The organism is Sphingomonas sp. Leaf231 (assembly GCF_001421995.1).
Classification (GTDB): domain Bacteria; phylum Pseudomonadota; class Alphaproteobacteria; order Sphingomonadales; family Sphingomonadaceae; genus Sphingomonas.
Window position 1 is genome coordinate 229,144 of sequence record NZ_LMLS01000001.1, and the last position, 21,723, is coordinate 250,866.

Annotated in this window: 20 protein-coding genes; 13 read left to right on the forward strand and 7 right to left on the reverse strand. The window is 65.7% G+C overall.

The window, feature by feature from the left end; genetic code table 11:
• Nucleotides 1-110: 110 nt before the first annotated feature.
• Nucleotides 111-1,508, reverse strand: coding sequence for a hypothetical protein (locus ASE95_RS01135; protein WP_200918709.1), 1,398 nt, complete (start codon nucleotides 1,506-1,508; stop codon nucleotides 111-113).
• Nucleotides 1,509-1,860: 352 nt separating this feature from the next.
• Between ASE95_RS01135 and ASE95_RS01140 the strand changes: the two genes are divergently transcribed.
• Nucleotides 1,861-2,430, forward strand: coding sequence for a hemerythrin domain-containing protein (locus tag ASE95_RS01140; protein WP_056632864.1), 570 nt, complete (start codon nucleotides 1,861-1,863; stop codon nucleotides 2,428-2,430).
• Nucleotides 2,431-2,572: 142 nt separating this feature from the next.
• On the opposite strand, the gene ASE95_RS01145 is transcribed toward ASE95_RS01140, so the two are convergent.
• The gene (locus tag ASE95_RS01145; RefSeq protein ID WP_235528112.1) at nucleotides 2,573-2,917 is read right to left on the reverse strand and encodes a hypothetical protein; all 345 of its coding nucleotides are present in this window, start codon (nucleotides 2,915-2,917) and stop codon (nucleotides 2,573-2,575) included.
• A gap of 39 nt (nucleotides 2,918-2,956) precedes the next feature.
• On the reverse strand, nucleotides 2,957-3,277 hold the full coding sequence (locus tag ASE95_RS01150) for a hypothetical protein (RefSeq protein WP_056630316.1): 321 nt from the start codon (nucleotides 3,275-3,277) through the stop codon (nucleotides 2,957-2,959).
• Between the two features lie 206 nt (nucleotides 3,278-3,483).
• On the opposite strand from ASE95_RS01150, the gene ASE95_RS01155 reads away from it, so the two are divergent.
• The 8 genes from ASE95_RS01155 to ASE95_RS01190 all read left to right on the forward strand — a co-directional run bounded on the left by ASE95_RS01155 (nucleotide 3,484) and on the right by ASE95_RS01190 (nucleotide 13,223).
• A complete protein-coding gene (locus ASE95_RS01155; RefSeq protein ID WP_056630319.1) occupies nucleotides 3,484-5,949 on the forward strand; it encodes a TonB-dependent receptor domain-containing protein in 2,466 nt (821 codons plus the stop codon).
• 163 nt (nucleotides 5,950-6,112) lie between these two features.
• Complete coding sequence (locus tag ASE95_RS01160; RefSeq protein WP_056630322.1) at nucleotides 6,113-6,472, forward strand: hypothetical protein; 360 nt, start codon at nucleotides 6,113-6,115, stop codon at nucleotides 6,470-6,472.
• A gap of 51 nt (nucleotides 6,473-6,523) precedes the next feature.
• The gene (locus tag ASE95_RS01165) at nucleotides 6,524-6,859 is read left to right on the forward strand and encodes a hypothetical protein (RefSeq protein ID WP_056630325.1); all 336 of its coding nucleotides are present in this window, start codon (nucleotides 6,524-6,526) and stop codon (nucleotides 6,857-6,859) included.
• 212 nt (nucleotides 6,860-7,071) lie between these two features.
• A complete protein-coding gene (locus tag ASE95_RS01170) occupies nucleotides 7,072-9,480 on the forward strand; it encodes a hybrid sensor histidine kinase/response regulator (RefSeq protein WP_200918711.1) in 2,409 nt (802 codons plus the stop codon).
• A gap of 117 nt (nucleotides 9,481-9,597) precedes the next feature.
• Nucleotides 9,598-9,966 carry a hypothetical protein gene (locus tag ASE95_RS01175; protein ID WP_056632874.1) on the forward strand — a complete coding sequence of 123 codons (369 nt, stop codon included), beginning with the start codon at nucleotides 9,598-9,600 and terminating at the stop codon, nucleotides 9,964-9,966.
• A 10-nt stretch (nucleotides 9,967-9,976) separates the two neighbouring features.
• Nucleotides 9,977-11,266 (forward strand): sensor domain-containing diguanylate cyclase, encoded by a 1,290-nt coding sequence (locus ASE95_RS01180; RefSeq protein ID WP_200918713.1) that lies wholly within the window; start codon nucleotides 9,977-9,979, stop codon nucleotides 11,264-11,266.
• Nucleotides 11,263-12,423: an AMP-binding protein gene (locus ASE95_RS01185; protein WP_056630333.1), complete on the forward strand. Its 1,161-nt coding sequence runs from the start codon at nucleotides 11,263-11,265 to the stop codon at nucleotides 12,421-12,423. The genes ASE95_RS01180 and ASE95_RS01185 overlap by 4 nt, the downstream gene beginning before the upstream one ends.
• Nucleotides 12,424-12,443: 20 nt before the next feature.
• Entirely contained in the window at nucleotides 12,444-13,223 is a 780-nt protein-coding gene (locus ASE95_RS01190) for an EAL domain-containing protein (RefSeq protein ID WP_443025398.1), read from the forward strand.
• Nucleotides 13,224-13,262: 39 nt separating this feature from the next.
• On the opposite strand, the gene ASE95_RS01195 is transcribed toward ASE95_RS01190, so the two are convergent.
• From ASE95_RS01195 to ASE95_RS01205, 3 genes are all read right to left on the reverse strand, one after another.
• Complete coding sequence (locus ASE95_RS01195; RefSeq protein WP_056630336.1) at nucleotides 13,263-13,913, reverse strand: glutathione S-transferase; 651 nt, start codon at nucleotides 13,911-13,913, stop codon at nucleotides 13,263-13,265.
• A 72-nt stretch (nucleotides 13,914-13,985) separates the two neighbouring features.
• Nucleotides 13,986-14,474: a metallophosphoesterase family protein gene (locus tag ASE95_RS01200; RefSeq protein ID WP_056630339.1), complete on the reverse strand. Its 489-nt coding sequence runs from the start codon at nucleotides 14,472-14,474 to the stop codon at nucleotides 13,986-13,988.
• Nucleotides 14,471-15,553: an SPL family radical SAM protein gene (locus ASE95_RS01205; protein ID WP_235528113.1), complete on the reverse strand. Its 1,083-nt coding sequence runs from the start codon at nucleotides 15,551-15,553 to the stop codon at nucleotides 14,471-14,473. Before ASE95_RS01205 ends, ASE95_RS01200 begins: the two co-directional genes overlap by 4 nt.
• 208 nt (nucleotides 15,554-15,761) lie before the next feature.
• On the opposite strand from ASE95_RS01205, the gene ASE95_RS01210 reads away from it, so the two are divergent.
• Both ASE95_RS01210 and ASE95_RS01215 read left to right on the forward strand, forming a co-directional pair.
• Complete coding sequence (locus tag ASE95_RS01210) at nucleotides 15,762-17,858, forward strand: hybrid sensor histidine kinase/response regulator (RefSeq protein ID WP_056630345.1); 2,097 nt, start codon at nucleotides 15,762-15,764, stop codon at nucleotides 17,856-17,858.
• 71 nt (nucleotides 17,859-17,929) lie between these two features.
• The gene (locus ASE95_RS01215; protein WP_235528114.1) at nucleotides 17,930-18,880 is read left to right on the forward strand and encodes a cation diffusion facilitator family transporter; all 951 of its coding nucleotides are present in this window, start codon (nucleotides 17,930-17,932) and stop codon (nucleotides 18,878-18,880) included.
• On the opposite strand, the gene ASE95_RS01220 is transcribed toward ASE95_RS01215, so the two are convergent.
• Nucleotides 18,877-19,542 carry a DsbA family protein gene (locus tag ASE95_RS01220; protein ID WP_082449413.1) on the reverse strand — a complete coding sequence of 222 codons (666 nt, stop codon included), beginning with the start codon at nucleotides 19,540-19,542 and terminating at the stop codon, nucleotides 18,877-18,879. The two genes, ASE95_RS01215 and ASE95_RS01220, sit on opposite strands and share 4 nt — an antisense overlap.
• 172 nt (nucleotides 19,543-19,714) lie before the next feature.
• Between ASE95_RS01220 and ASE95_RS01225 the strand changes: the two genes are divergently transcribed.
• Together ASE95_RS01225 and ASE95_RS01230 are read left to right on the forward strand one after the other, a co-directional pair.
• Nucleotides 19,715-20,434, forward strand: coding sequence for a response regulator (locus tag ASE95_RS01225; protein WP_056630351.1), 720 nt, complete (start codon nucleotides 19,715-19,717; stop codon nucleotides 20,432-20,434).
• Entirely contained in the window at nucleotides 20,431-21,717 is a 1,287-nt protein-coding gene (locus ASE95_RS01230) for a sensor histidine kinase (RefSeq protein ID WP_156347838.1), read from the forward strand. The genes ASE95_RS01225 and ASE95_RS01230 overlap by 4 nt, the downstream gene beginning before the upstream one ends.
• The last annotated feature ends 6 nt before the right edge of the window (nucleotides 21,718-21,723 follow it).

Genomic DNA, 21,723 nt, shown 5'->3' on the forward strand with positions numbered 1-21,723 from the left:
AATCTCGCCTTTGACGACGAAGCCCTGCGCCTCCAGAAACGTCTTCACCGGCGGGTATAAAGCGGTCTCGCGCCATCCGGTCGCCGGTAACGTAGCATCTGCGGTCGCACTCATAGCGCCGGAGCGATGGCGACGGCGAGATCATAGCGCAAGGGGTCGAGCGGGGCCGCGAGCACTCCGTTGGCACTTACACCGGCTCCCCGCGCAAGGATCGCCCCGGCCCGCGTGTCATAGGTGACGATCGTATAGCGTCCGTCCGCCAGTCCCGGCACACGCAGGACGGTGGCGTTCGCTGCTTCACGCGCAAGCAGCGTCCCGGCGTCGGACAGCGCGTCGGTCGGCACCAGCCAGACGAGCGCCTGCCGTTCGTCGCCGCAGCCGACCATCGCCACGCCGGGGTCGTCGCAGGTCAGCTCCGCCGTCAGGTTGCGGCGCCGGAACGTCGACCAATCGATCAGCGGCAGGAAGTCCGCCAGCGCGCGCTGCGCCTGGTGCATCCCCGGCGTCAGCACGTGCGGGTGCCGGTTGGGCCACCGCATGCCGCCCCCCGCCCCGCCGCTGGCGATGTGCGCCCATTGAATGTGCCGGAAATATTCGTCGTCGACCGCGCTCGGCAAGGTGCGCTTGCGGTCCTTGAAGCTGTGGATCGGCCCGTGCTCGGAATCGAAGACCGGCCGGTCGGGGCCCGCCGCGATCACCGCCTCGCGCATCAAACGCGCGGCGGCAAGCGCCGGGGCGACAGTATCGCGCGGGTCGTCGATCGTGCCGTGTTCGTAAAGGTGGGTGTTGGCAAAATCGAGCGTCGGGTGGCGAAATACCGGATCGACCAGTGCGGGATGACGGACCAGTTCGGGGCCGAAAATCGAAACCGTCTGAAGATTGGCATAGCCCCGTCGCGCCCGCTCCCGCGCCCGCAGCCACGTGGATACATCGTCGATGAACGGGGCGACGGTCGCCGGATCGTTCCCGCCATGCGCCGGGTGGATCTCGTTCCACAGATCCCAGGCGAACAGCGCCGGGCTGCCGCCCCAGCGGTCGCTGGCGAATGCCAGCCGGTTCTTGATCGCCTGCCGCATGTCCGGGCTGGTCAACCAGCCGTCGCGATTGGCAAGCCCCCCGCCGCCCGCTTGCGCATAGGGATGACTACCCCACCTGATCCACATGAAGAAGGTGTCGTATGGCGTGAGCAGGACACGCAATCCGGTTCGCTCCAGCAGGACGAACAGGTCGTCCCACAGCTGTACCATGTTGGGCACGAACCGACCCGCCGGACGCTCGAAATAGCGATGCTCGCGATGGCAATATTCCAGCATCAGCCGGATACAGGTGACGCCATGCGCCCGAAGATCCAGCAGGTGCCGTTCGACGGCCGCGGGATCTCGACGCCGGAACAGCGGCGCGAGGTGCGGCCAGGTGATCGCGTCATTGTGGCCGATCGGCGTCCAGGGGCGTGCCCCGTCCATCACGAAGTACGGAGCATTCGGCGCCAGGCGGATATGCGCCTTCATCGGAGCGAGCGAACCTGTTGGGACATGCACCGGCGCGACCTAATGAACATCCGGTGCGGTCACCATCACGAAAGCGGCAAGCCGACACGACAGTCGCGCTTTATTGATGCCGATCATGACGAAAGTTGGCCGTTCGATGGCGATCGGACACTTCTTATCTTCGGATAGCAAGTCGGGTTGTTGATCCCCGTTACGATAAACGGTGACTTGGTATCGGTGATCATAGCTTCGGACCGTCAAAACCTGCCAGCTGTTTGCAGCAGACGTCTGCTGGGAACGCCGCTTCCTTTATCTGACTACGGAACAGTGCCTTGACGGCGATCGTTACTGCCGAAAATCGGGAGAGCTCATGATGACGACGGTACGCGAGGTCAGCCCTGGGAACACGAAGCGGACGGTGGCGATCGGCGTCGGTGCCGGCGTGACCGCCGGCCTGCTCATCAATCTGTTTCGGAAAGTCGCCGTACAGGCGCCGACAGTTCTGGCGGGGCAATGGGACAAGGCGCTGGCGGCAGAGCACGCCGCAGCACTGAAGATCTTCGACCTTATCGAGGCGACCGACAAAGAAGCGACGGCAAGGCGCGGTATTCTTTTGACGCAATTGAAGCATGCGATTCAGAAGCACGCGTTCCAGGAAGAAAACGTCGTTTATACGATGATGCGGGATCATGGGCTAACCGAAGCTGCAGACCATCTCAATCATGAACATGGCTATGTGAAGCAATATTTCTTCGATCTTACCGAGATGGACAAATCCGACCCCGCCTGGCTGCCGAAGCTGAAAGAGTTCCGCCGCCTGATAGAGAGCCATATGCAGGAGGAGGAAAACGATCTCTTTCCCCGCCTGCGAACCAAGCTAACGGACGATCAGAACAAGCATGTAACCACGGCGATGAACAAGGAAGGCTTGAAGCTGGCCTGACCAGGTCGCAGGGAAATCTCGGTTCCGCTGCCGAAGGCGCGACGTCATGCGAATACACGTGACGACGCGCCTGCCGCGGACAAGGTACGCCACGCAGGTGGCACCGCGACCGCGTGGTTCTGTGCCGTTCCACGGGGTAAGCCTACAAACCCGCTTGATCGATCATCAGCGCGACCTCGTTCGGCAACGCGGTTTCGGTCGCGGGTATGAAGCGGTTCAGCAAGGTCTGCACGCGCTTGCGGGCCACCTGATAAGCCTTGTGCCGGATCACGCGTATGGCGTTGGTCCGCCATGACGGGCTTTCGCCGAGCAAAGCCTCCCACTTGGCCTCTTCCGCCTCGAGGATCGATACCGCGAGCCGCAGTCCATCCCTCCGCCCGCGTGCATATTCGTCTGATATAACCGGTTTCACCATCTTGGAGGTCAGGCTGGCCTCGCCCGCGTCCGTTGGCAAGGGAGATTCCCGTCGAACGCCCGCCTGCGCCATGCGGCGAATGTGGAGCCAATCGCATCCGCTCCGGCGGTCTCAATTCCCTTGGGCGTCGACCACGACCACCACTGGCTTGCCGCGGGACATCGGCGCCCAGCCCGCCGACAAGGCGGCGCGCACGCATCGTGAGATGGTCGCGCCATCAAGCTGCAGGCGACCGCGTGGCAGCCCCTTCAACAGCCGCTTGGGTGGCGGAAACTCCAGCCATGCTTCGCGCTGCGCATCGTGCTGCGAAAGCGAAATCGTCATTCCCTTCCAACCCTCGTCATCGGACAGATGCGGCTCGCGCTGGAGGTGCCAATCATATGTGATGCCATCGACATCGACGGTACCGGCATTGCTTCGTGACTTCGACATGCGCGCAACTCTAGCACGCCGATCCTGGCGAGGCACAGTCCCCGGCGTCGCCCCGCCCCGGCCGAAGATCGCTGTTCGCGGCGGAACGCTCCGACCGCCGAACCTCGCCACGGCACCGACGTAAAGCGGCCGCCAGAAAATACATAAATTTTAATCGTTTGCACCTAGGCGCCCGGCTCTCAAGTCAGACAGGTTCGAGGTTCCACGTGACTCCGCTATTTCTCGCCGCCGCCGCATCGTCGGTGGCCATTTCGCCTGTTGCCATCGACACGGCTATTCCGCAGAATCCATCCGGTGACACCGCGTCGTCGGATACCGTGACGACGGGCGTCGCAAAGGGGCGCGACCGGCTGGACAGCGCGACGTCGACCAGCAGCCTGAAGGAAAGCGACATCACGAAGCTGGCGCCGCGATCGATCGGCGATCTGCTGCGCGACGTTCCCGGTATCCGCTCGGAGGCGGCGACCGGCGAAGGGTTGGCGAGCGTCTCGATCCGCGGCCTGCCGCTGGCCTCTTCGGGCATCAAGTTCGTGCAGTTGCAGGAAGACGGGCTGCCCGTTCTCGAATTCGGCGATATTCAAGGGCTTGGCCCAGACAGCCTGATCCGCGCCGACCTGAACCTGTCGCAGGTCGAGGTGATCCGTGGTGGTTCCGCCTCCACGTTCGCGTCCAACTCGCCGGGCGGGCTCATCAACTTTATTTCGAAGACCGGGGAGAAGGAAGGTGGCGCGATCGCGCTGACCAGCGGGCTGGATTACGATCAGTATCGCGCCGATTTCGATGTGGGCGGCAAGCTGGGTGACACCGCGCGCTTCCATCTCGGTGGCTTTTTCCGCCAGGGCGAGGGTCCGCGGCGCACCGGTTACGACGCGCAGCGCGGCGGGCAGGTCAAGTTGAACGTCACCAAGACGTTCAGCGGCGGCTATATCCGCGTGTACGGCAAGTATCTCGACGATCGCTCACCGTTTTACGATACCGTGCCCGTGCGCGCGACGGGCACCAATTCGGCGCCGAAGGTACGCGAGGTGGCCGGTTTCGATGCCACGCGCGACATGCTGCTGTCGCGCAACATCCGCAGCAACCTGGTCCTCGACGGCAACAACAACCCTGTCGTCCACGACCTTGCCGAAGGGATTACGACCAAGGCCAAGTCGATCGGCCTTGAGAGCCAGGTCGATGTCGCCGGCTGGACCGTGACCGAGCGTTTCCGCTTTTCCGGCATCTCCGCCGCCTTCGTGACGCCGTTCACCTCCGCCTTCCTGCCCGCGTCGCAGGCGGCGGCACAGCTGGGGGGTGCCGGGGCGCGGCTTGCCTATGCCAACGGGCCGCTTGTGGGACAGGCGATCACCGATCCGGCGGCGCTGAACGGCAACGGCCTGCTCGCCGCGCTCAACATCCTCGATCTGCGTGTCAAATCGATGCGCAACGTCACCAATGACGTTCGTGCCAGCCGCGTGTGGGAAGTGGGCGAAGGTGATCTGACCACCACCGCCGGCTTCTATGCCGCACGGCAATCGATCGCCCGCGATGCCTTGTGGTCGACCATGGTGTCGGACGTCCGCGGCGACGGTCGGGCGGCGTTGATCGACGTGACGACGGCGGGTGGGCGCGCACTGACGCAAAACGGCGTCTATGCCTACAACCTCGCACTGGCCGGTGGCACGCGCCGCCGCAGCGTCGATGTGGAATATTCGGTCAACGCGCCGTTCGCCTCGGCCAATTACCACATCGGTCGCGTCGCGATCGGCGCCAGCGTGCGGTACGACTTCGGCACCGCCAGGGGGCAGGTGTTCGGATCGGACCTGGGGGGCGGGCGCGTCGGCACCGTCACACGCGACATCGACGGCGATGGCGTGATCTCCGCGCCGGAGACGCGCGTCGGGGTGACACCTCTGACCGCGCCCGCTCCGGTCGACTACAGCTATCGCTACCTTTCCTATTCGAGCGGCATCAACTTCCGTATCGCCGAGCCGCTGGCGGTCTTCGCCCGTTATAGTCGTGGCGCGCGCGCCAACGCGGACCGTATCCTGTTCAGCCCGATCGTCGACATCGCGGACGGCAGCCTCACCACCCGCAGCGCCGCCTACGATCCGGTCAAGCAGGCCGAACTCGGAATCAAATATCGTAACGCCGGTCTGACGCTGAACCTGACCGGCTTCTGGGCGAAGGCGCAGGACACCAACGTCGACGTCGTCACCAGCCAGATCATCCAGCGCGATTATCGTGCGACCGGTCTGGAGTTCGAGGGCGGCGTGCGGCGTGGCCCGTTCTCGCTGACGGCGGGGGCGACCTATACCGATGCGGAGATCACGCGCGACGCGGTCAATCCGGCGGTGGTCGGCAACACGCCGCGTCACCAGGCGAAGCTGATCTTCCAGGCGACGCCGCAGGTCACCACCGACCGCTTCAGCATGGGCGCGGTCTTCATCGGCACGACCGGCAGCTACGCGCAGGACACCAACATCCTGAAGGCGCCCGGCTTCGTCACCACCAATGCCTTCTTGCAGGTGCAGCTGGCATCGCGACTGATGCTTGGTGTCAACGCCAACAACCTGTTCGACACGCTGGCGATCACGACCTTCGACGAGGCCGCGATCCCCGCATCGACTATTCTGCGCGCGCGGCCGCTTAACGGACGTACCGTCTCCGCGATGGTTCGTCTCGACTTCTAGACCGGCCGAACGCGGACCGACGGGCCAGCCGCCTCATCACGCTTGTGGTGAGGCGGCGCCGGGCGATCCGGCAGCTCGGCGGTCCGCTACCACACTGCCGCCGGACCCGTGTTCAGATCGGCGTCATTGCGCTACGTCGGCGGGCGACAGCACGGGAAAGCAGATGAGCGTTTCGAATATATGGGACGGCGAGCTTGTCCGCCGATGGCTTGAGAGTCGGCTTCAGGCAGCACGGCTCGACCAGGCAACCGCAGACAGGCGCGGGTATGAGGCGCGCGACGACTATGACACGGCCGCTGCGGAGGAATGGGTCTGCCGTGCCTTGCTGACCGGCGCGGATGCCGCGGATCGGTCTGCATTTGCGGCTTATCTCAAGACGTTGCTCGTCAAGGATGAATATCCCACCACGGGAATTCACGACGACAGGCGGTTCGAACGGGCGGTGCGCGCCCATCTCCGCAGGATCGCGAAGATGGCCAGGACCAATGACGGGTTCGGCAACACCTTACGCTATCAGGGGTGACGCCCCCTTGCAGGGGTATCGACTTACGACACGAATCTGACGGACAGAAACATGGCGCGCAGACATTCGAGACACGATCCCGATCCGGCGGCGGATCACGACGAGAAACCAGCGGAAGTGGTGACCTGCTGGCTTTGCGGGCGACCCGTCGGCAAGACCACCGTCTGGCACCATCCCGTCCCGAAAAGCCGGGGCGGTCGTGACGTCGTTCCCATGCATCCGATCTGCCAGCAAACGCTGATGGCCAATTTCACCAACTCCGAACTGCAGCGACACGGCATGGATGTCGAAGCGCTGCTGGCTCATCCCGACGTGCGCAAGTTCGTCGACTGGGTAGCGAACAAGGATCCCGATTTCACCGCCACCACCGCGAAGAAGCGACGGTAAACGGCCCGGTGCCGTTTGCCCCCTGCGGCGTGGAGCACCTCGCTCGATGAAACCGCTCTGCCGCCGCCCCCGCGAGCCGAGGGCGATGCCTGAGCCTTTCGCTTGCGATCTCAAGCCGCTAGCTATTGCGGAGGTCATCAATCTTCAAGTTGTCAGCACCTGACATGCACAATCAGCAATCTTGCCTTCATGGCGGCGGTGAAGCCGGTGGGGTGCTTCGGGCGACCGACTGGACGCGCAACCCGCTCGGGCCGGTCGAAAGCTGGCCGCTTGCGCTGCGAACCGTCGTGCGGCTCGTCCTTGGGTCCGAATTCCCGATGATGATCCATTGGGGTCCCGCGCTCGTCACCTTCTACAACGATGCCTATGCGCCCAGCCTCGGCCACAAACATCCCGGCAATCTGGGGCGGCCGGCGCGCGAATATTGGTCCGAGATGTGGGACCAGCTTGCTCCGATCTTCGACAAGGTGCTGGCGGGCGGCTCCTATTTCGTCGAGGATGCGCGATACACGCCCGATCGCACCGGCACCCGCGAAGACGCGTATTTCACGCATTGTCACAGTCCGCTGTGGGATGACGATGGGCAGATCGCGGGGATCTTCCTCGTCGTCACCGAGACGACCCGCCGCGTCACGGCCGAGCGGATGCTGAACGAGAGCAACATGCAACTGGAGCGCGAAATCGCCGCATTCCAGAACAGCGAGGCGCGGCTCGGAGCATTGGTCGGGGCCTCGTCAGAGGTACTCTATTCGATGAGCGCGGATTGGCGTGAGATGCGCCAGCTGTCGGGCGGCTCGTTCCTTGCCGACACGCGGACCGCCAACCCGAACTGGCTGACGGAATATATCCCCGCAGACGAACGGCCGAAGGTGTCGGCAGCTATCCGCGACGCGCTGATGTCGAAATCGCTGTTCAACCTGGAACATCGCGTCAATCGCGCCGATGGCACCGTCGGCTGGACGCTTTCCCGCGCCACGCCGCTGTTCGACGACGATGGCGAGATCACCGAATGGTTCGGTGCGGCCGCCGACATGACCGAGCGGAAGCGGCTGGAAACCGAGCTTCAGACCCGCAACGAACAACTGGCGATCGACGTGACGATGCGCACGGCCGAACGCGACAGGCTTTGGGAAACGTCCCCCGATCTGCTGGTGGCGATCGGGTTCGACGGCATATTCAGGAAGGTCAATCCGGCCTGGACGACGATCCTCGGCTACGAACCCGATGATCTGATCGGGCATCACGTCAACGAATTCATCATTCCCGAGCATCATGCCAGGACGGAGGAAGCACTCCACCTGCTGGTGACGGGGGGGCAGCCGGCGATCGAGAACCGCTACAGGCACAAGGACGGCTCGCTCCGGACGATTTCGTGGGTGGCGGCACCCGCGGACGACGTGACCTACGCGACCGGACGCGACGTAACCGCCGCCAAGGAAGCGGCCGAGGCGCTTCGCCAGGCCGAAGAACAACTTCGTCAGGCGCAGAAGGTCGAGGCGGTCGGCCAGCTTACCGGCGGTGTCGCGCACGACTTCAACAATCTGCTGACGGTGATCCGCGGCTCCGTGGACTTGCTGCGTCGCCCGGGGCTGACCGAGGAGCGCCGCAGTCGCTACATCGACGCGATCGCCGCCACCTCGGAACGAGCCTCGCGGCTGACCAGTCAGCTTCTGGCGTTCGCGCGCCGCCAGACCCTGAAGCCCGTCGTGTTCGATGCGGGTAAAAGCGTCACCAATCTGGACGACATGCTGCGCACCCTTACCGGATCGCAGGTCGAGGTCCGGATCGACGCAGCAGATGAGCCCTGCCCCGTGAACGCCGATCCCAGCCAGTTCGACACCGCATTGATCAACATGGCGGTGAATGCCCGCGACGCGATGAACGGCGCGGGCGAGCTCGTCATCCGCGTTCATGCCGTCGACGGCATGCCTGCCATTCGGCGGCACGCCGCGGTCGACGGTGACTATGTCGCGATATCGATCTCGGACACCGGGACTGGCATCCGTCCCGACGATCTCGACCGCATCTTCGAGCCGTTCTTCACGACCAAGACCGTCGGTCAGGGCACCGGACTGGGCCTAAGTCAGGTGTTTGGTTTCGCCAAGCAGTCCGGCGGGGAAGTCATCGTCGAAAGCACCCCCGGCAACGGTGCGACCTTCACGCTCTTCCTTCCCAGATCATCGGCCGAAGCCGGCCTCGCGGCGATCGAAACACAGGCGGCGTCACCGATCGGCGAGGGCACCCGCGTCTTGATCGTTGAGGACAATTTCGAGGTCGGACAGTTCGCGACGGATGCTGCGGCCGCGCTTGGCTGCGATACCGTTCTCGCCGTCAATGCCCGTGATGCGCTCGACAAGCTCGGAAACGGCGCTGCACAGTTCGACATCGTTTTCTCCGACGTGGTGATGCCGGGAATGTCGGGGGTGGAATTGGGCCGGGAAGTGAACCGTCTTCATCCCGGCCTCCCGGTGATCCTGACCAGCGGATATTCCACCGCGCTGGCGCAGAACGGGACCCAGGGTTTCGAGGTACTCCAGAAACCATATTCGGTGGAGGAGCTTGCCCGCGCGCTCCGCAAGGCGAGAATGGACGCCGGCGGCGGCGGGACAGGCCCGGCATAAGCCCGAAGTGCTTGAAAAAATTCCGATGATCTCCGGCGAGGAAGCCCGGCGCGCGGGTGGTCCTTAGCCGATGTTTAACGCTCCTGGGGCATGAACGGCCATCCGAAGGAGTGGGTCGTGTCGATCAAAGAAGCTGGTTTCCAAGACGTTGCTCTTAACGATCTGGAGGCGATGAGCGTCGGGGAGCGCGACGCGATGCCGTTCGGCATTGTCGGCTTCGGTGCCGACACGATCGTGCAGACCTACAATGCCACGGAGGCCCGCATGTCGGGGCTGGACCCATCCACCGTCATCGGCGTGCCATTCTTCGATGCGGTCGCGCAATGCATGAACAACTTCATGGTCGCACAACGGTTCGAGGACGAGCCGCGGCTCGACGCCATCATACCTTATGTGCTGACGTTGCGGATGCGACCGACCAAAGTCCGCCTTCGGTTGCTGGCCGATCCCGACGCGGCCCGTCGCTACATTCTCATCGAACGATGAGACCGCGATCGTGAACGACACGTCGAGCGAGGAACAGCTCCTCGAATTCCTTTATGCATGCCCCGTCGGGCTGATCGAGTGCGACCTTGATGGCGAGATCGGGCTGATGAACCCGCATGCCATGCAGCACCTGTTGCCGCTGGCCGGCCAGCGCGATGCCGGCAATCTGTTCGCTGCGCTGGAGCAGCACGCACCTGAAATGCGAGGTTTGGTGTCGGTCTATAAGCCGGCGACCGGCAAGATCTGTGACGGCCACCGCATCTTCGTCGATCTCGGTTCCGGCCGGCGCACGCGGGCTCCGCAAGTGCTTGCCTGTACGATGGTGAAGCTGGGCCCCGATCGCCTGATGGTGACGCTGTCCGACATCAGCCAGCAGGTGGTGCAGGAGGAAAGACTGCGTCAGGCGGATACGTGGTTCGCGACCCTTCTGGATGGCGCCAGCGACTATGCGGCGCTGGCGATTACGCCGAGCGGGGAAATCGCCTCGGCGAACGCCTGCTTCACGCGACAGACGGGTCACGACTGCGCGGCGGTGATCGGCCGCAACCTGGCGGACATCCTCGATACCGACGGCGGTGGTGGCGACCTGCGACTGGAGGAGCAGGTCGAGATCGCCGGGCGGGACGGCTGGCATCTTCAGGAGGGATGGCAAAGCCGCGCAAACGGCCAGCCTTATTGGTGCCAGCGCCTCGTCGTCGCACGTCCCGACGGGGACTCGCCGTTCCCGACCGGATTCTCCGTCGTCCTGCGCGACGTGCCGCGACGTGACGCCGCGGGCGAAGACATGCGCCGCCTTCTCACGTGCGATCCCCTGACGGGCGCATCGAATCGACGGCACTTCAGCCAGATCGCGGAGCGCGAACAGGCGCACTGGCGGGACTTGCGGCAACCGCTTTCGCTGATCGTCCTGGACCTCGATCATTTCAAGGCGGTCAACGACACCTACGGCCACCCGGTGGGCGACGCCCTGCTTTGCCGGGTCGTGGACGCGTGCACCATGCTCCTTCCCGCGCGCGGCATCTTCGCGCGATTGGGCGGGGAGGAATTCGGCGCCCTGCTACCCCGACACGATCGCGAGAAAGCAGTCGGTCTTGCCGAGCACATGCGCGCGGCGATTGCCGGTGTGGAGATCGAAACCCCGAAGGGCACGTTGCGCGCCACGGCCAGCCTTGGCTGGGCCACGCTTGAGGAAGCCGATGGCTCGATAGATGCCTTGATAATGCTGGCCGACAATCGCCTCTATGCCGCCAAACGCGCCGGGCGAAACCAGGTGTATCGTCCGCAGGTTCACGCCGCATGACCCCGGTCCTGTCCCGCGCGACCGTCCAGCGGATCGCCTGCGCCGTCGTCGCGGCGGAGGTGCGCCGCGTGCGCGGCTCCGCGCTGCCGCTGCCGCACCAATGGCCCGAAACCATGGCGATCGGCGACGATGGGCTGGGACTGGACTCGCTTGAACAATTGGGTGCGCTTGGCGCGCTGGCGGAAACGTTCGGGCTGGACGACACGATGCTCGGCCGGGAACCGCCACGCACGGTGGGGGCATGGATCGACTGGATCATGGGCCGGTTCGCGCGGGGCGGCGGACACGTCACGGTCCGGACATCGGGTTCGACCGGTCGGCCCGTGCCATGCACGCACGCCCTAGCGGATCTCCTGGCAGAGACGCAGTTCCTTGCCGGGTACGTTCACGAACGGCGTCGGGTCGTGGCGCTGGTGCCGGCGCATCACCTGTACGGCATGATCTGGACCGCATTGCTGCCCGCCGTGCTCGACATCCCCGTCGTCACCCGTACGGTCGGCGCGTCGCTGGAACTTGCGCCCGGCGACCTCGTCATCGCGGTGCCGGATCAGTGGCAAGCCATCCTCAGCCTCACCCGCGGCTTCCCGACCGATCTCGTCGGGGTCAGCTCCGGAGGGCCGTTGAACGACGCACTCGCGGCGGACCTGCTCGCATCCGGGGTGGCGCGGCTGCTGGATATCTATGGCTCATCGGAAACGGGCGGGATCGCCCTGCGTGAGGTGCCCGCCCGGTCGTATCGGCTGCTGCCCCGTTGGCAGCTACTGGCGCGGGACGACGGCGACTGGGAGTTGGGCGACGATCGTGGCTGGCGCCATGATCTTCCGGACCGGATCGAACGCGTCGGCGAACGGGACATTCGTCCGACCGGGCGTCGCGACGGCGCGGTGCAGGTCGGCGGCCACAACGTCTGGCCCACGCGCGTCGCGGACATGCTGCGCACGCTGGAAGGAGTTGCCGATGCGGCGGTGCGGCTGCACGTCAGCGGGCGACTGAAGGCCTATATCGTTCCGGCCGTCGAACGCGACCGGTCGCAACTCACCACCATGATCGAACGTGCGGTGGCGGATCGGCTGTCGATGGCCGAGCGGCCCGTCACCCTGACGTTCGGCTCCACCCTGCCGCGCAACGTGATGGGTAAACTGGAAGACTGGACGTGATACACTTTACGGGACGGGCCATGGACGTCGCACGGGCGAAGCCGGTGACGATGAGCGAGGTGTGCCAGGGTTGCCGGAGCGGCGCCCCGCTGCCGATCGACATCACCATGGCGTTCCAGCCGATCGTCGACATCGGGACGGGGCGCGTGTTCGGGTACGAAGCGTTGGTGCGCGGCATCGACGGGCGCTCGGCGGGCGACGTGCTGTCCGGCGTGTCGCCCGACATGATCTACAAGTTCGACCAGACGTGCCGGGTGACCGCGATCGAGCTGGCCGGGCGGCTCTTTTCGCCCGACGACGGGGCCAGGCTGTCGATCAACTTCATGCCGAACGCCGTCTACGAACCGGACGCGTGTATCCGCGCGTCGCTGGCGGCGGCACGCCGGGTGGGCTTCGATCCGGGCCGGCTGATGTTCGAGTTCACCGAGGATGAGCGGATGCGCGACGTCGCGCATGTGCGGCGCATCGTCGACGCGTATCGCGCTCGTGGGTTCACGACCGCGATCGACGATTTCGGCGCCGGTTACGCCGGGCTGGGATTGCTTGCCGATCTACGGCCGGACATGCTGAAGCTGGATATGGCGCTGATCCGCGGGATCGACGGGTCGACTGCCCGGCAGGCGATCGTCGCGGGCGTGCTGCAGATGGCCGACGCGCTTGGCGTGCGGTGCATCGCCGAAGGCATCGAAACCGCTGCCGAGCTTCGCACGCTGCATGAACTCGGCATTTCCTTGTGTCAGGGCTATCTACTGGCCCGACCCGTCACAGAGGCGCTGCCTTCGATCACGATACCGATATAGCGGTCGCGGTCTTCCGACGCGGTTCGGGGCGCTGCCGGATCAGCCCCGCGCGGACCTGATGCTCGCGCCTTCGACGATGACCGGCGGGTCACCCGGCGACCACGGCGCCACGCGCTGCATGATCCGCTCGAACAGGTCGGAGGCGAGATGGTTGGCTAGCCACGCCTGCAGGGAAGGCAATCGTCGGGTTTCGAACCATGCACGGTCGACCGCGGCGAACTGTCGGACGAACGGCATGATCGCGAGGTCCGCCAGCCCGCGCGCCGATCCGCAGATCTGGCCCGCCACCGCGATCCGCGCATCGATATCGTGCAGGAAGCGCACGCCTTGGTCGCGATGCCCGACAGGCTCCGAACCATGACGATCCGGGTATTTGTACCGGTCGAGGTGGTGCTTGAACATGCCGTCGTTCAGGGCGATCAACGCCGGATCGTCGCGCGTCCGCCATCCCTCGGGGTCATGCTCCTCCAGCGCCCAGCGCATGATCGAGAGGCTTTCCTCGATCACCGCCCCGTCGGCGGTTCGGAGGACCGGCACCGTCCCCTTGGATGATAGTGACAACAGAGCCGCAGGCTTGCTGGCTAGCCGCACCTCGCGAAGTTCGTGGCGGGTACCGCTTACCGCCAGCGCCAGCCGCGCCCGCATCGCGAACGGGCACCGACGAAAGCTGTAGAGGATGTGGTCGGCCATCGGCCCCCTATGCGGCCCGAGACGGTCACTTGATAGTCTCGCGATCCGCCTACCCGTCACGACCCGCCGGCATCAGGCCGGCGGCAGCAATTGTTGCAGCCGCACCGGCGCGAAATCGCGCGCATCGACGCCGACGTCGAACTGCCGCGGCATCGGCTTCAACCGGCCATGGCTGTGCCCGTGAAGGTTCAGCGCCCCCTTGTGCTGGCCATTCCAGCTGCGAAAGGGATAATGGCACAGCACCAGACGTCGCCCGTCCACCTCGATCTCCGCATAATCTACCACGCTCGCCCATCCCGTGGCGGCGGCGGTCTCGTCCGGATCGTTGTTGCCGCGCAGCAGGTGCTTGATCCCGTGAAGCCGCGCGAGCAGCGCCGGGACATCGGCTGCACGGCGTGCGACGTCGCCCAGATGCCACACGACATCCTCCGGTGCGACCGTCGCATTCCAGCGCTCGATCAGCACCGTGTCCATTTCGGCTACGCTGGCGAACGGCCGCTTCTGGATATTGATCGTGCGGTGATCGCCGAAGTGCGTATCGCCGGTGAAGAAGACGGTCATGTCCAGTAGAGGATGCGCCCCATGGGCAGCACCGCCGCGATGCGCTCCTCGAAAAAGCTGCGCATCGCACGCATCGTCACGGCGTCATAGACGTGCTTCTCCGACCCGAACTTCGTGCGCTTGATGGTCCGGTTGGCCTGCCCCATCTCCAGCGACGATCCCGGGTACCAGCTCTCCAGCACCGCCTTCGATCCGGCGGTATAGCGATGGGTGATAAGCTCGATCGTCAGGTCGATCCCGGGGATTTTCGCGAGGATCGCCGCCGCGTCCACCAACAACGCGCCATAGGCGTCGCGCCAGCCCTCCGCCGCGATGATCGGGGCGATCGTCAGGCCTATCGGATAACCGGCCACCGCCATCCGTCCCAGCGCCGCCAACCGCGCGGCGACCGGGGCGGTGCCGCCCTCGAACCGCGCGAACATCGGCGGGTTGATCGACGCCCGCATCCGGGTGCGTCGTCGATGGTCGATGTCCAGCAGCGGGGCGACGTCCGCGAACTTGGTGGTGAAGCGCAGTTGCGCCGGCGCGTCCCACCGTCCGAACCACGCGATCGTCGCCGACAGCACGCCGGTGATCGGCTCGAGCGCGAGCGGATCGGTGTAGCACGACGCCTCGAACGTCGTCCCCTCGTGCGCGCGGTCGCGACTTCGCGACGTGACGCTCCCATCGCCCAGATAAGCCGGGAGCGCGTCGAGTATCTCATCGACGTTGGCGTAGACGCGCGTGATCGGCGCCCCTTTCAGGGAGCCTGCCAGATAGCAATAACTGCAATGCGCCGGGCAACCCTCGGCAAGATCGACGCGCCAGTCCGCGCTTGGTGCGATCGGCTGGAGCCGCCGCCTGGACGGCGGCGCGACCACGACGGCCAACGTCGATTTGGCGGCCGCATAGGCACGGCGCGGATCGTCCGGCATATCGAGCGCCAGCCGGTCGCCGGGCAGCAGGATGACCTCCACGCCATGTGCCGCCGCACGCTCGGCGATCGCCCGGCCATGCGCGAAACCCATCGACGATCGCGTCACCAGCAACCGGCGCGGCAGCCATTCGGCGCGCGCTCCGCTCTTATTCTGTCGTGCCACACCCATGCGTGAACAACGACTATCGCCGTTCAACGGTCCGCGACCGGTCATTCATCGCTTGCTACACACGTTCACCGGTGCATCTCCGTTCGACGGTGCCCGTGCCGACATAAGTACCGCCGTCGGCTCTCGTGCAGTCGCATGACGGCTTCCGCCATGTGGATCGCCGGGCTAGATCATCGGCCACCCGCCACATCCAACGGAAATCATGACCGCGCCAACTCCCACCCCGGACGACCTGCCGCCGGGTCTCGCCTTCCTTGCCGGGGGCGGGTCCGCGACGCAGCTCATTCTGGCCCGCGACTGGCGCGACCATCCGCTGGGGCCGCCGGAACACTGGCCCGCACCGTTCAAGGTCGCGCTCAGCCTGCTGCTCAACTCACCGGAATCGATGATCCTGTGCTGGGGGGCGGAAGATCTGTTCTTCTTCTTCAACGAGACCTATTTTCCGTTGCTTGGCCCACGACTGGACCGGGCGATGGGTGCGCCGATGCGGGAAGTGTGGGCGGATGCATGGCAGCAAGCGCAACCGATCGTTACGGACGCCTTCGCCGGGCGCAGCCAGCGCTTCGTCGATCTGCCATGGAAACTTGATACCGACCGCGGCGCGGCGGAAACGTGGTGGAGCTTCTCCTATTCGCGCGTGCTGGGCGTCGATGGCGCGATCGTCGGGCTGTTCATCTTCACCAACGAAACCACCCAGAGCGTGCTGGCGCACCGCGCGCTGATCGCCAGCCGGGCCGAACTGGAGCATCTCAACGCCGATCTGTCGCGGCAGGTGACGGCACGTACGGCGGAACGTGACCGCATGTGGGTCGCCTCGCCGGATCTGATGGCGATCGTGTCGCACGACGGATATTATTCGGCGGTCAATCCGGCGTGGACCGAGATACTGGGTTACGCGACCGACGAATTGGTCGGGCATCACGCGCTCGACCTGATCCATCCGGTCGATATGGCCTCCACGAGCGCCGCGATGGTGAACGCGCAAGCCGGTACGATGCCGACGTTCGAAAATCGCCTGCGTCACAAGGATGGCGGCTATCGGTGGCTGCAATGGGTTGCGGCGGCGGGTGCGGACGAGGTGTTCGCGGTCGGTCGCCACGTCACGGATGCAAAGGAGGCCGAAGCGCAACTGCGCACCGCGACCGAGCAGCTGCATCAGGCGCAGAAGATGGAAGCGATCGGCCAGCTGACCGGTGGGGTCGCGCACGACTTCAACAACCTGCTGACGATCATTCGGGGATCGGTGGAGCTGCTGCGCCGCCCCGGTCTGCCGGCCACCAAGCGCGACCGCTATATCGAGGCGATCGGGGACACCGCGGAGCGCGCCGCCAAGCTGACCGGTCAGTTGCTGGCCTTCGCACGCCGCCAGGCACTGACCCCGGAGTTGATCGACGTCGGCCACGCGGTCGGCGGCATCGCGGAGATGATCCAGACGCTGATCGGTGCGCGTATCACGCTGAAGCTGGATATCCCCGCGGAACGATGCCTGACCGAGATCGACCGGAGCCAGTTCGAAACCGCCATCGTCAACCTGGCAATCAATGCGCGTGACGCCATGGAGGGACATGGCACGTTGCGGATCGCGGTATCGCCGGTGCGCGCCATTCCATCGCTGCGCGGTCACCACGGCGTCGAGGGCGATTTTCTGAGCGTGTCGGTGGCCGACGACGGCACGGGGATCGCCGCCGACGCCCTGCCGCACATCTTCGAACCGTTTTTCACGACCAAGGGTGTCGGAAAGGGCACCGGGCTGGGGCTGAGCCAGGTCATCGGTTTCGCCAAGCAATCCGGCGGCGACATCAGCGTGGACAGCCCGCCGGACGGAGGTACGACGTTCACGCTGTACCTGCCGCGTGTCGCCGGCGACACGACGCATTCAGGGACGACGGAGGACGACGGCCCCGCCGACGGACACGGCGCATGCGTGCTGTTGGTCGAGGACAATGATGAGGTCGGCCGCTTCGCCACCACCGCGCTCGACGAACTCGGCTATCGCAGCATCCTGGCGACGAACGGTGCGGAGGCGCTGGCGATGCTGGACGCGGATGCCGCGCGGTTCGACGTGGTCTTTTCCGACGTGGTGATGCCGGGCATGAACGGCGTAGATCTGGCGAAGCGGCTGAACGCGGACCATCCGAAACTGCCCGTCGTGCTGACCAGCGGCTATGCGCATGTCCTGGCGGAAAACGCGCAGCACGGCTTCGAATTGCTCCACAAACCCTATTCGATCGAGCAATTGTCGCGCATCCTGCGCCGCGCGCTCGGGCGCAGCGCGCGGTGGCGCGATCGCGACCGCTGATCGCCGGAACGTACGCGCCGCCGGAACCTTGATCGGGCATGCCGCGTCTCGACGCGCATGAGGGAGCCGGCGTGAGCGAGACCAAACCGAAGGGATGGCGCGACAATATCGTGCTGTTCGGCGCGCTGGCCGCCAATCTCGGCATTGCCGTGGCAAAATTCGTCGCCGCGGGGTTCACCGGATCGTCCTCGATGCTGACCGAGGGCGTCCACTCGCTGGTCGACAGCGGCAATCAGGTCCTGCTGCTCTACGGACAGAAGCGCGCCCGTCGCCCGGCGGACCCCGCGCACCCCTTCGGCTATGGAAGGGAACTGTATTTCTGGGCGTTCGTCGTCGCGATCCTGATCTTCGCGATCGGTGCGGGCGTGTCGATCTACGAAGGTTATCTCCACGTCGTCACGCCGGAGCCGCTGGCCGACCCGCTGGTCAACTACATCGTGCTGGGGATCGCGGCCTTGATGGAGGGTGCGTCGTGGACGATCGCAATGCGCGAATTCGATGCCAGGCGCGGTGATCTCGGCTGGTGGCAGGCGATCCACGAATCGAAGGACCCGGCCGGATTCATCGTGCTGTTCGAGGACAGTGCGGCATTGATCGGCTTGGTCGTGGCGGCGATCGGTGTCTGGTGCAGTCATCATTTCGACGATGCGCGGCTGGACGGTTATGCCTCGATCGTGATCGGGGTGCTGCTCGCGGCGGTGGCGATCGTACTGGCGCGCGAGTCGAAGGGGCTGTTGATCGGCGAGCGCGCCGACCCGGCGGTGATCGCCCGCGCCCGTGCGATCATCCTCGGCCATCGCGAGGTGAGGTACGTCAACCATGTCCGCACCATCCACTCCGCCCCCGACATGGTCTTCGTCGCGATCAGCGCCGACTTCGACGATGCGCTCGACATGGGGAGCGCGGAAGCGTTGATCGAGACGATCGAGACCGAGTTGCGCGCCGCCCTGCCCCAATTGTCGTCGATCTACATCCGCCCGGAAAAGCAGGCTGCGGCGGTCACCTTCCCGCCTGTGGGCTAGAGCTTTCGCGCGCGCGCGAACAGCCGGGCGAAGTCAGTGGCGTCGATCGCGCCGAGCACCAGCAACGACCCCGCCAGATACCCCGGCGTGCCGGGCAGGCCGATGGCGCGTGCTTCGGCCGCATGACGCTGCAATCGCGCGGCGATCCGCTCACGCCCTGCGGACAGGTCCGCCAACAGGCGCAACCAGTCGCCGCCCGCCTCCGTCACCACGGCACGAAGCATTCGCTCGTCGAACGCGCCGCTGGCGGTCATCAATCCGCGATGCACCACGGGGTAGATACCCTGCGTATCGCTCGCCAGCGCCACCTGCGCCGCGCGTGCGGAGCGCGCACCGAAGATCGGCCAGTCCTTGAAAAGCAGCCGGACGTCGCCGTCCGCCGCCACCGCGGCATCCAGCGCGGGAAACGCGTGGCGACACGCGGGGCAGCGGTAATCGGTGAATACCGCCAGCCGCAGCGAGGCCGATCCCGGTCCGATCGCCGGCGCGTCCTCGTCGTCCAGGATCGCCGCGACCGCACCGGACGTACGCACGTCGCGCCCGATCGTTCGGTACCGCGACAGAACTCGCCCGCCGGCCCAGCCCAGGACGCCGGCTCCGGCCAGCGCCAACAGGGCACGCCGGTCGATCCGCGTGCGACGATGTGGCTCTGCCTCGTTCATGCCGCGCCCACATCGGGCCACGCGCACGTACCGGCAAGGGCTTGATGATCGCAGCGAGCATTGCGGGGCGGCGTGGAAGCCCCCCTCCCCGTCCGCGCTCCGCAATGCTCCGGCCGTCCCCCCGGTCGACCGCAACGCCCCTAGCCGAGCACCGTACGACCGATGTAGGTCGATGACCGACAAGGATGTTCCGCACGACGATTACGGTCACCCGGGGCGGACGGGAGAGACGAGAGGGTTGGCGATGTTTCGATTGTTGATCGTCGACGACCATCCGATCGTCCTCACCGGTCTGGCTCTGTTGCTGGATGGCGATCCGCGCTTCGCCATCGCCGGGTCCACGACGTCAACCGCCGGCGCGTTGATGCTGGCGGAACAGGTCCAGCCCGACCTCATCGTCACCGACCTGATGTTAGGTGACGGAGACGGAATCGCGCTGATCGAGGATTTGCGCACGATGCTGCCGGAGGCACGCATCATCGTCTATTCCAGCAGCGACGAACTCGTCTGGGGTCCGCGCGCAATCCGTGCCGGGGCGCACGGCTATGTCGCAAAGTCCGACCCGCTGGAAATGGTGGCGGTCGCGCTCGACCGCGTCGTGGCCGGCGCGGTGCATGTCGGCGAAGCGGTGCAGCAGGCGTTGCTCGGCGAGGTCATCCGTCAGCGCGACCGACACAGCGACATCGACGGGCTGTCCGCGCGCGAGCTGCAGGTGCTGCGTCTGATCGGCAGCGGCGCGACGCTCCAGTCGCTGGCGCAGCAATTGCAGATCAGCGTGAAGACGGTCGGCACCTATCGCGAGCGGCTGAAGATCAAGCTGGGGCTGGACAGCGCCCGGATGCTGGAACGCTATGCCGCGGATCATGCCGACGGGCGGGCCGCCCGATCGTGAGGAACCTGCTCGCACGCTGGGACGTGACCCCGGTGGAGAAGGCGGAACTGTCGTTCCCTTCGCAGGTGCTGCTGGTCAACGTCCGCCGGATCGAGCCGGCCTGCCTGCTGGGCATCTTCACCAAGAGCGCGGAAATCCTCGGCGGCTTCACATCGACGCTGCGCCTCGTGGAGATCCCGCTGGCGATCTTCTTCCTGCTGATGACGCAGGCGATACGGCGCGGCGCCTCGCGCCGACGCTCGATCGCCTTCGTTGCCGCGTTCCTGACCCTCACCTTGCTGATGACGCAGTTCAACGTCGCCGCGCTCGGCGCGCAGGGACGACTGACCAGCGCCTATCCACTGATGCTCCTGTCGCTCGCATTGCTCTTCGTGGTGCCGCCTCGGGTCATGCTGGCGGGCACGTCGATGCTGTTCGCCAGCTATTGCGCGATCGTCTGGCGGATCGAGGCGGGGGTCGCGGAAAAGTTCGTCGCGATCGAGAACACCGGGCTGACCTCGATCATCGCGGTGGTCGCGGCGACGCTGATCCATTCCAATCGGCAGCGCGATCATGAACAGCAACGGCAGATCCGTCGCCAGAACGACGCCCTGCGTGATCGCAACGCCGAACTCGATGCGTTGATGGCGATCACCGCCCACGATCTGCGCAGCCCGCTGCACGGCATCCGCAACCTGTTCGATCTGGCGATGCGTCGCGCCGGGCACGATACCGCCCTGCCGCTCCGCGTGCTCGAACAGACGATCGCCAGCGTCGACGGCATGCTCGCGCTGGTCACCCGGCTGCTCGACGCGCATGCCGCCGAGCAGCGCCCGCTCACCGCGATCGCGGAGGAGGATGTACGCGGCGTGGTGCTGGGCGCGGAAGCGCGCGTCGCGCCGCTCGCACGCTCGGCAGGGGTCGCGGTGGAGATCGACCTGCCCCCGCGCCCGCTGGTCGCGATCTGCGATGTTGCGGCGCTCGGCCAGATGCTCGACAATTTGCTTTCCAATGCGGTGCGTTACAGCCCGGCCGCCGCCGTGGTGACGATCACCGCGCGACGGGATCACGAACGTATCGTGCTGTCGGTGCGTGATCGGGGACCGGGCGTGGCGGGCAGCCAGCTCCGGCGATTGTTCATGAAGTTTCAGCGTGGGGCGGCGCCGGCCGGTGATGCGGCTCCGGGTACCGGGATGGGGCTGTTCATCGTCGCCACGCTTGCCGCGCGGATGGACGCCACCATCCGCCACGAACCGGCACCGGGCGGCGGCGCATCGTTCGTGATCTCCCTGCGCGCCGCGTAACCGCGC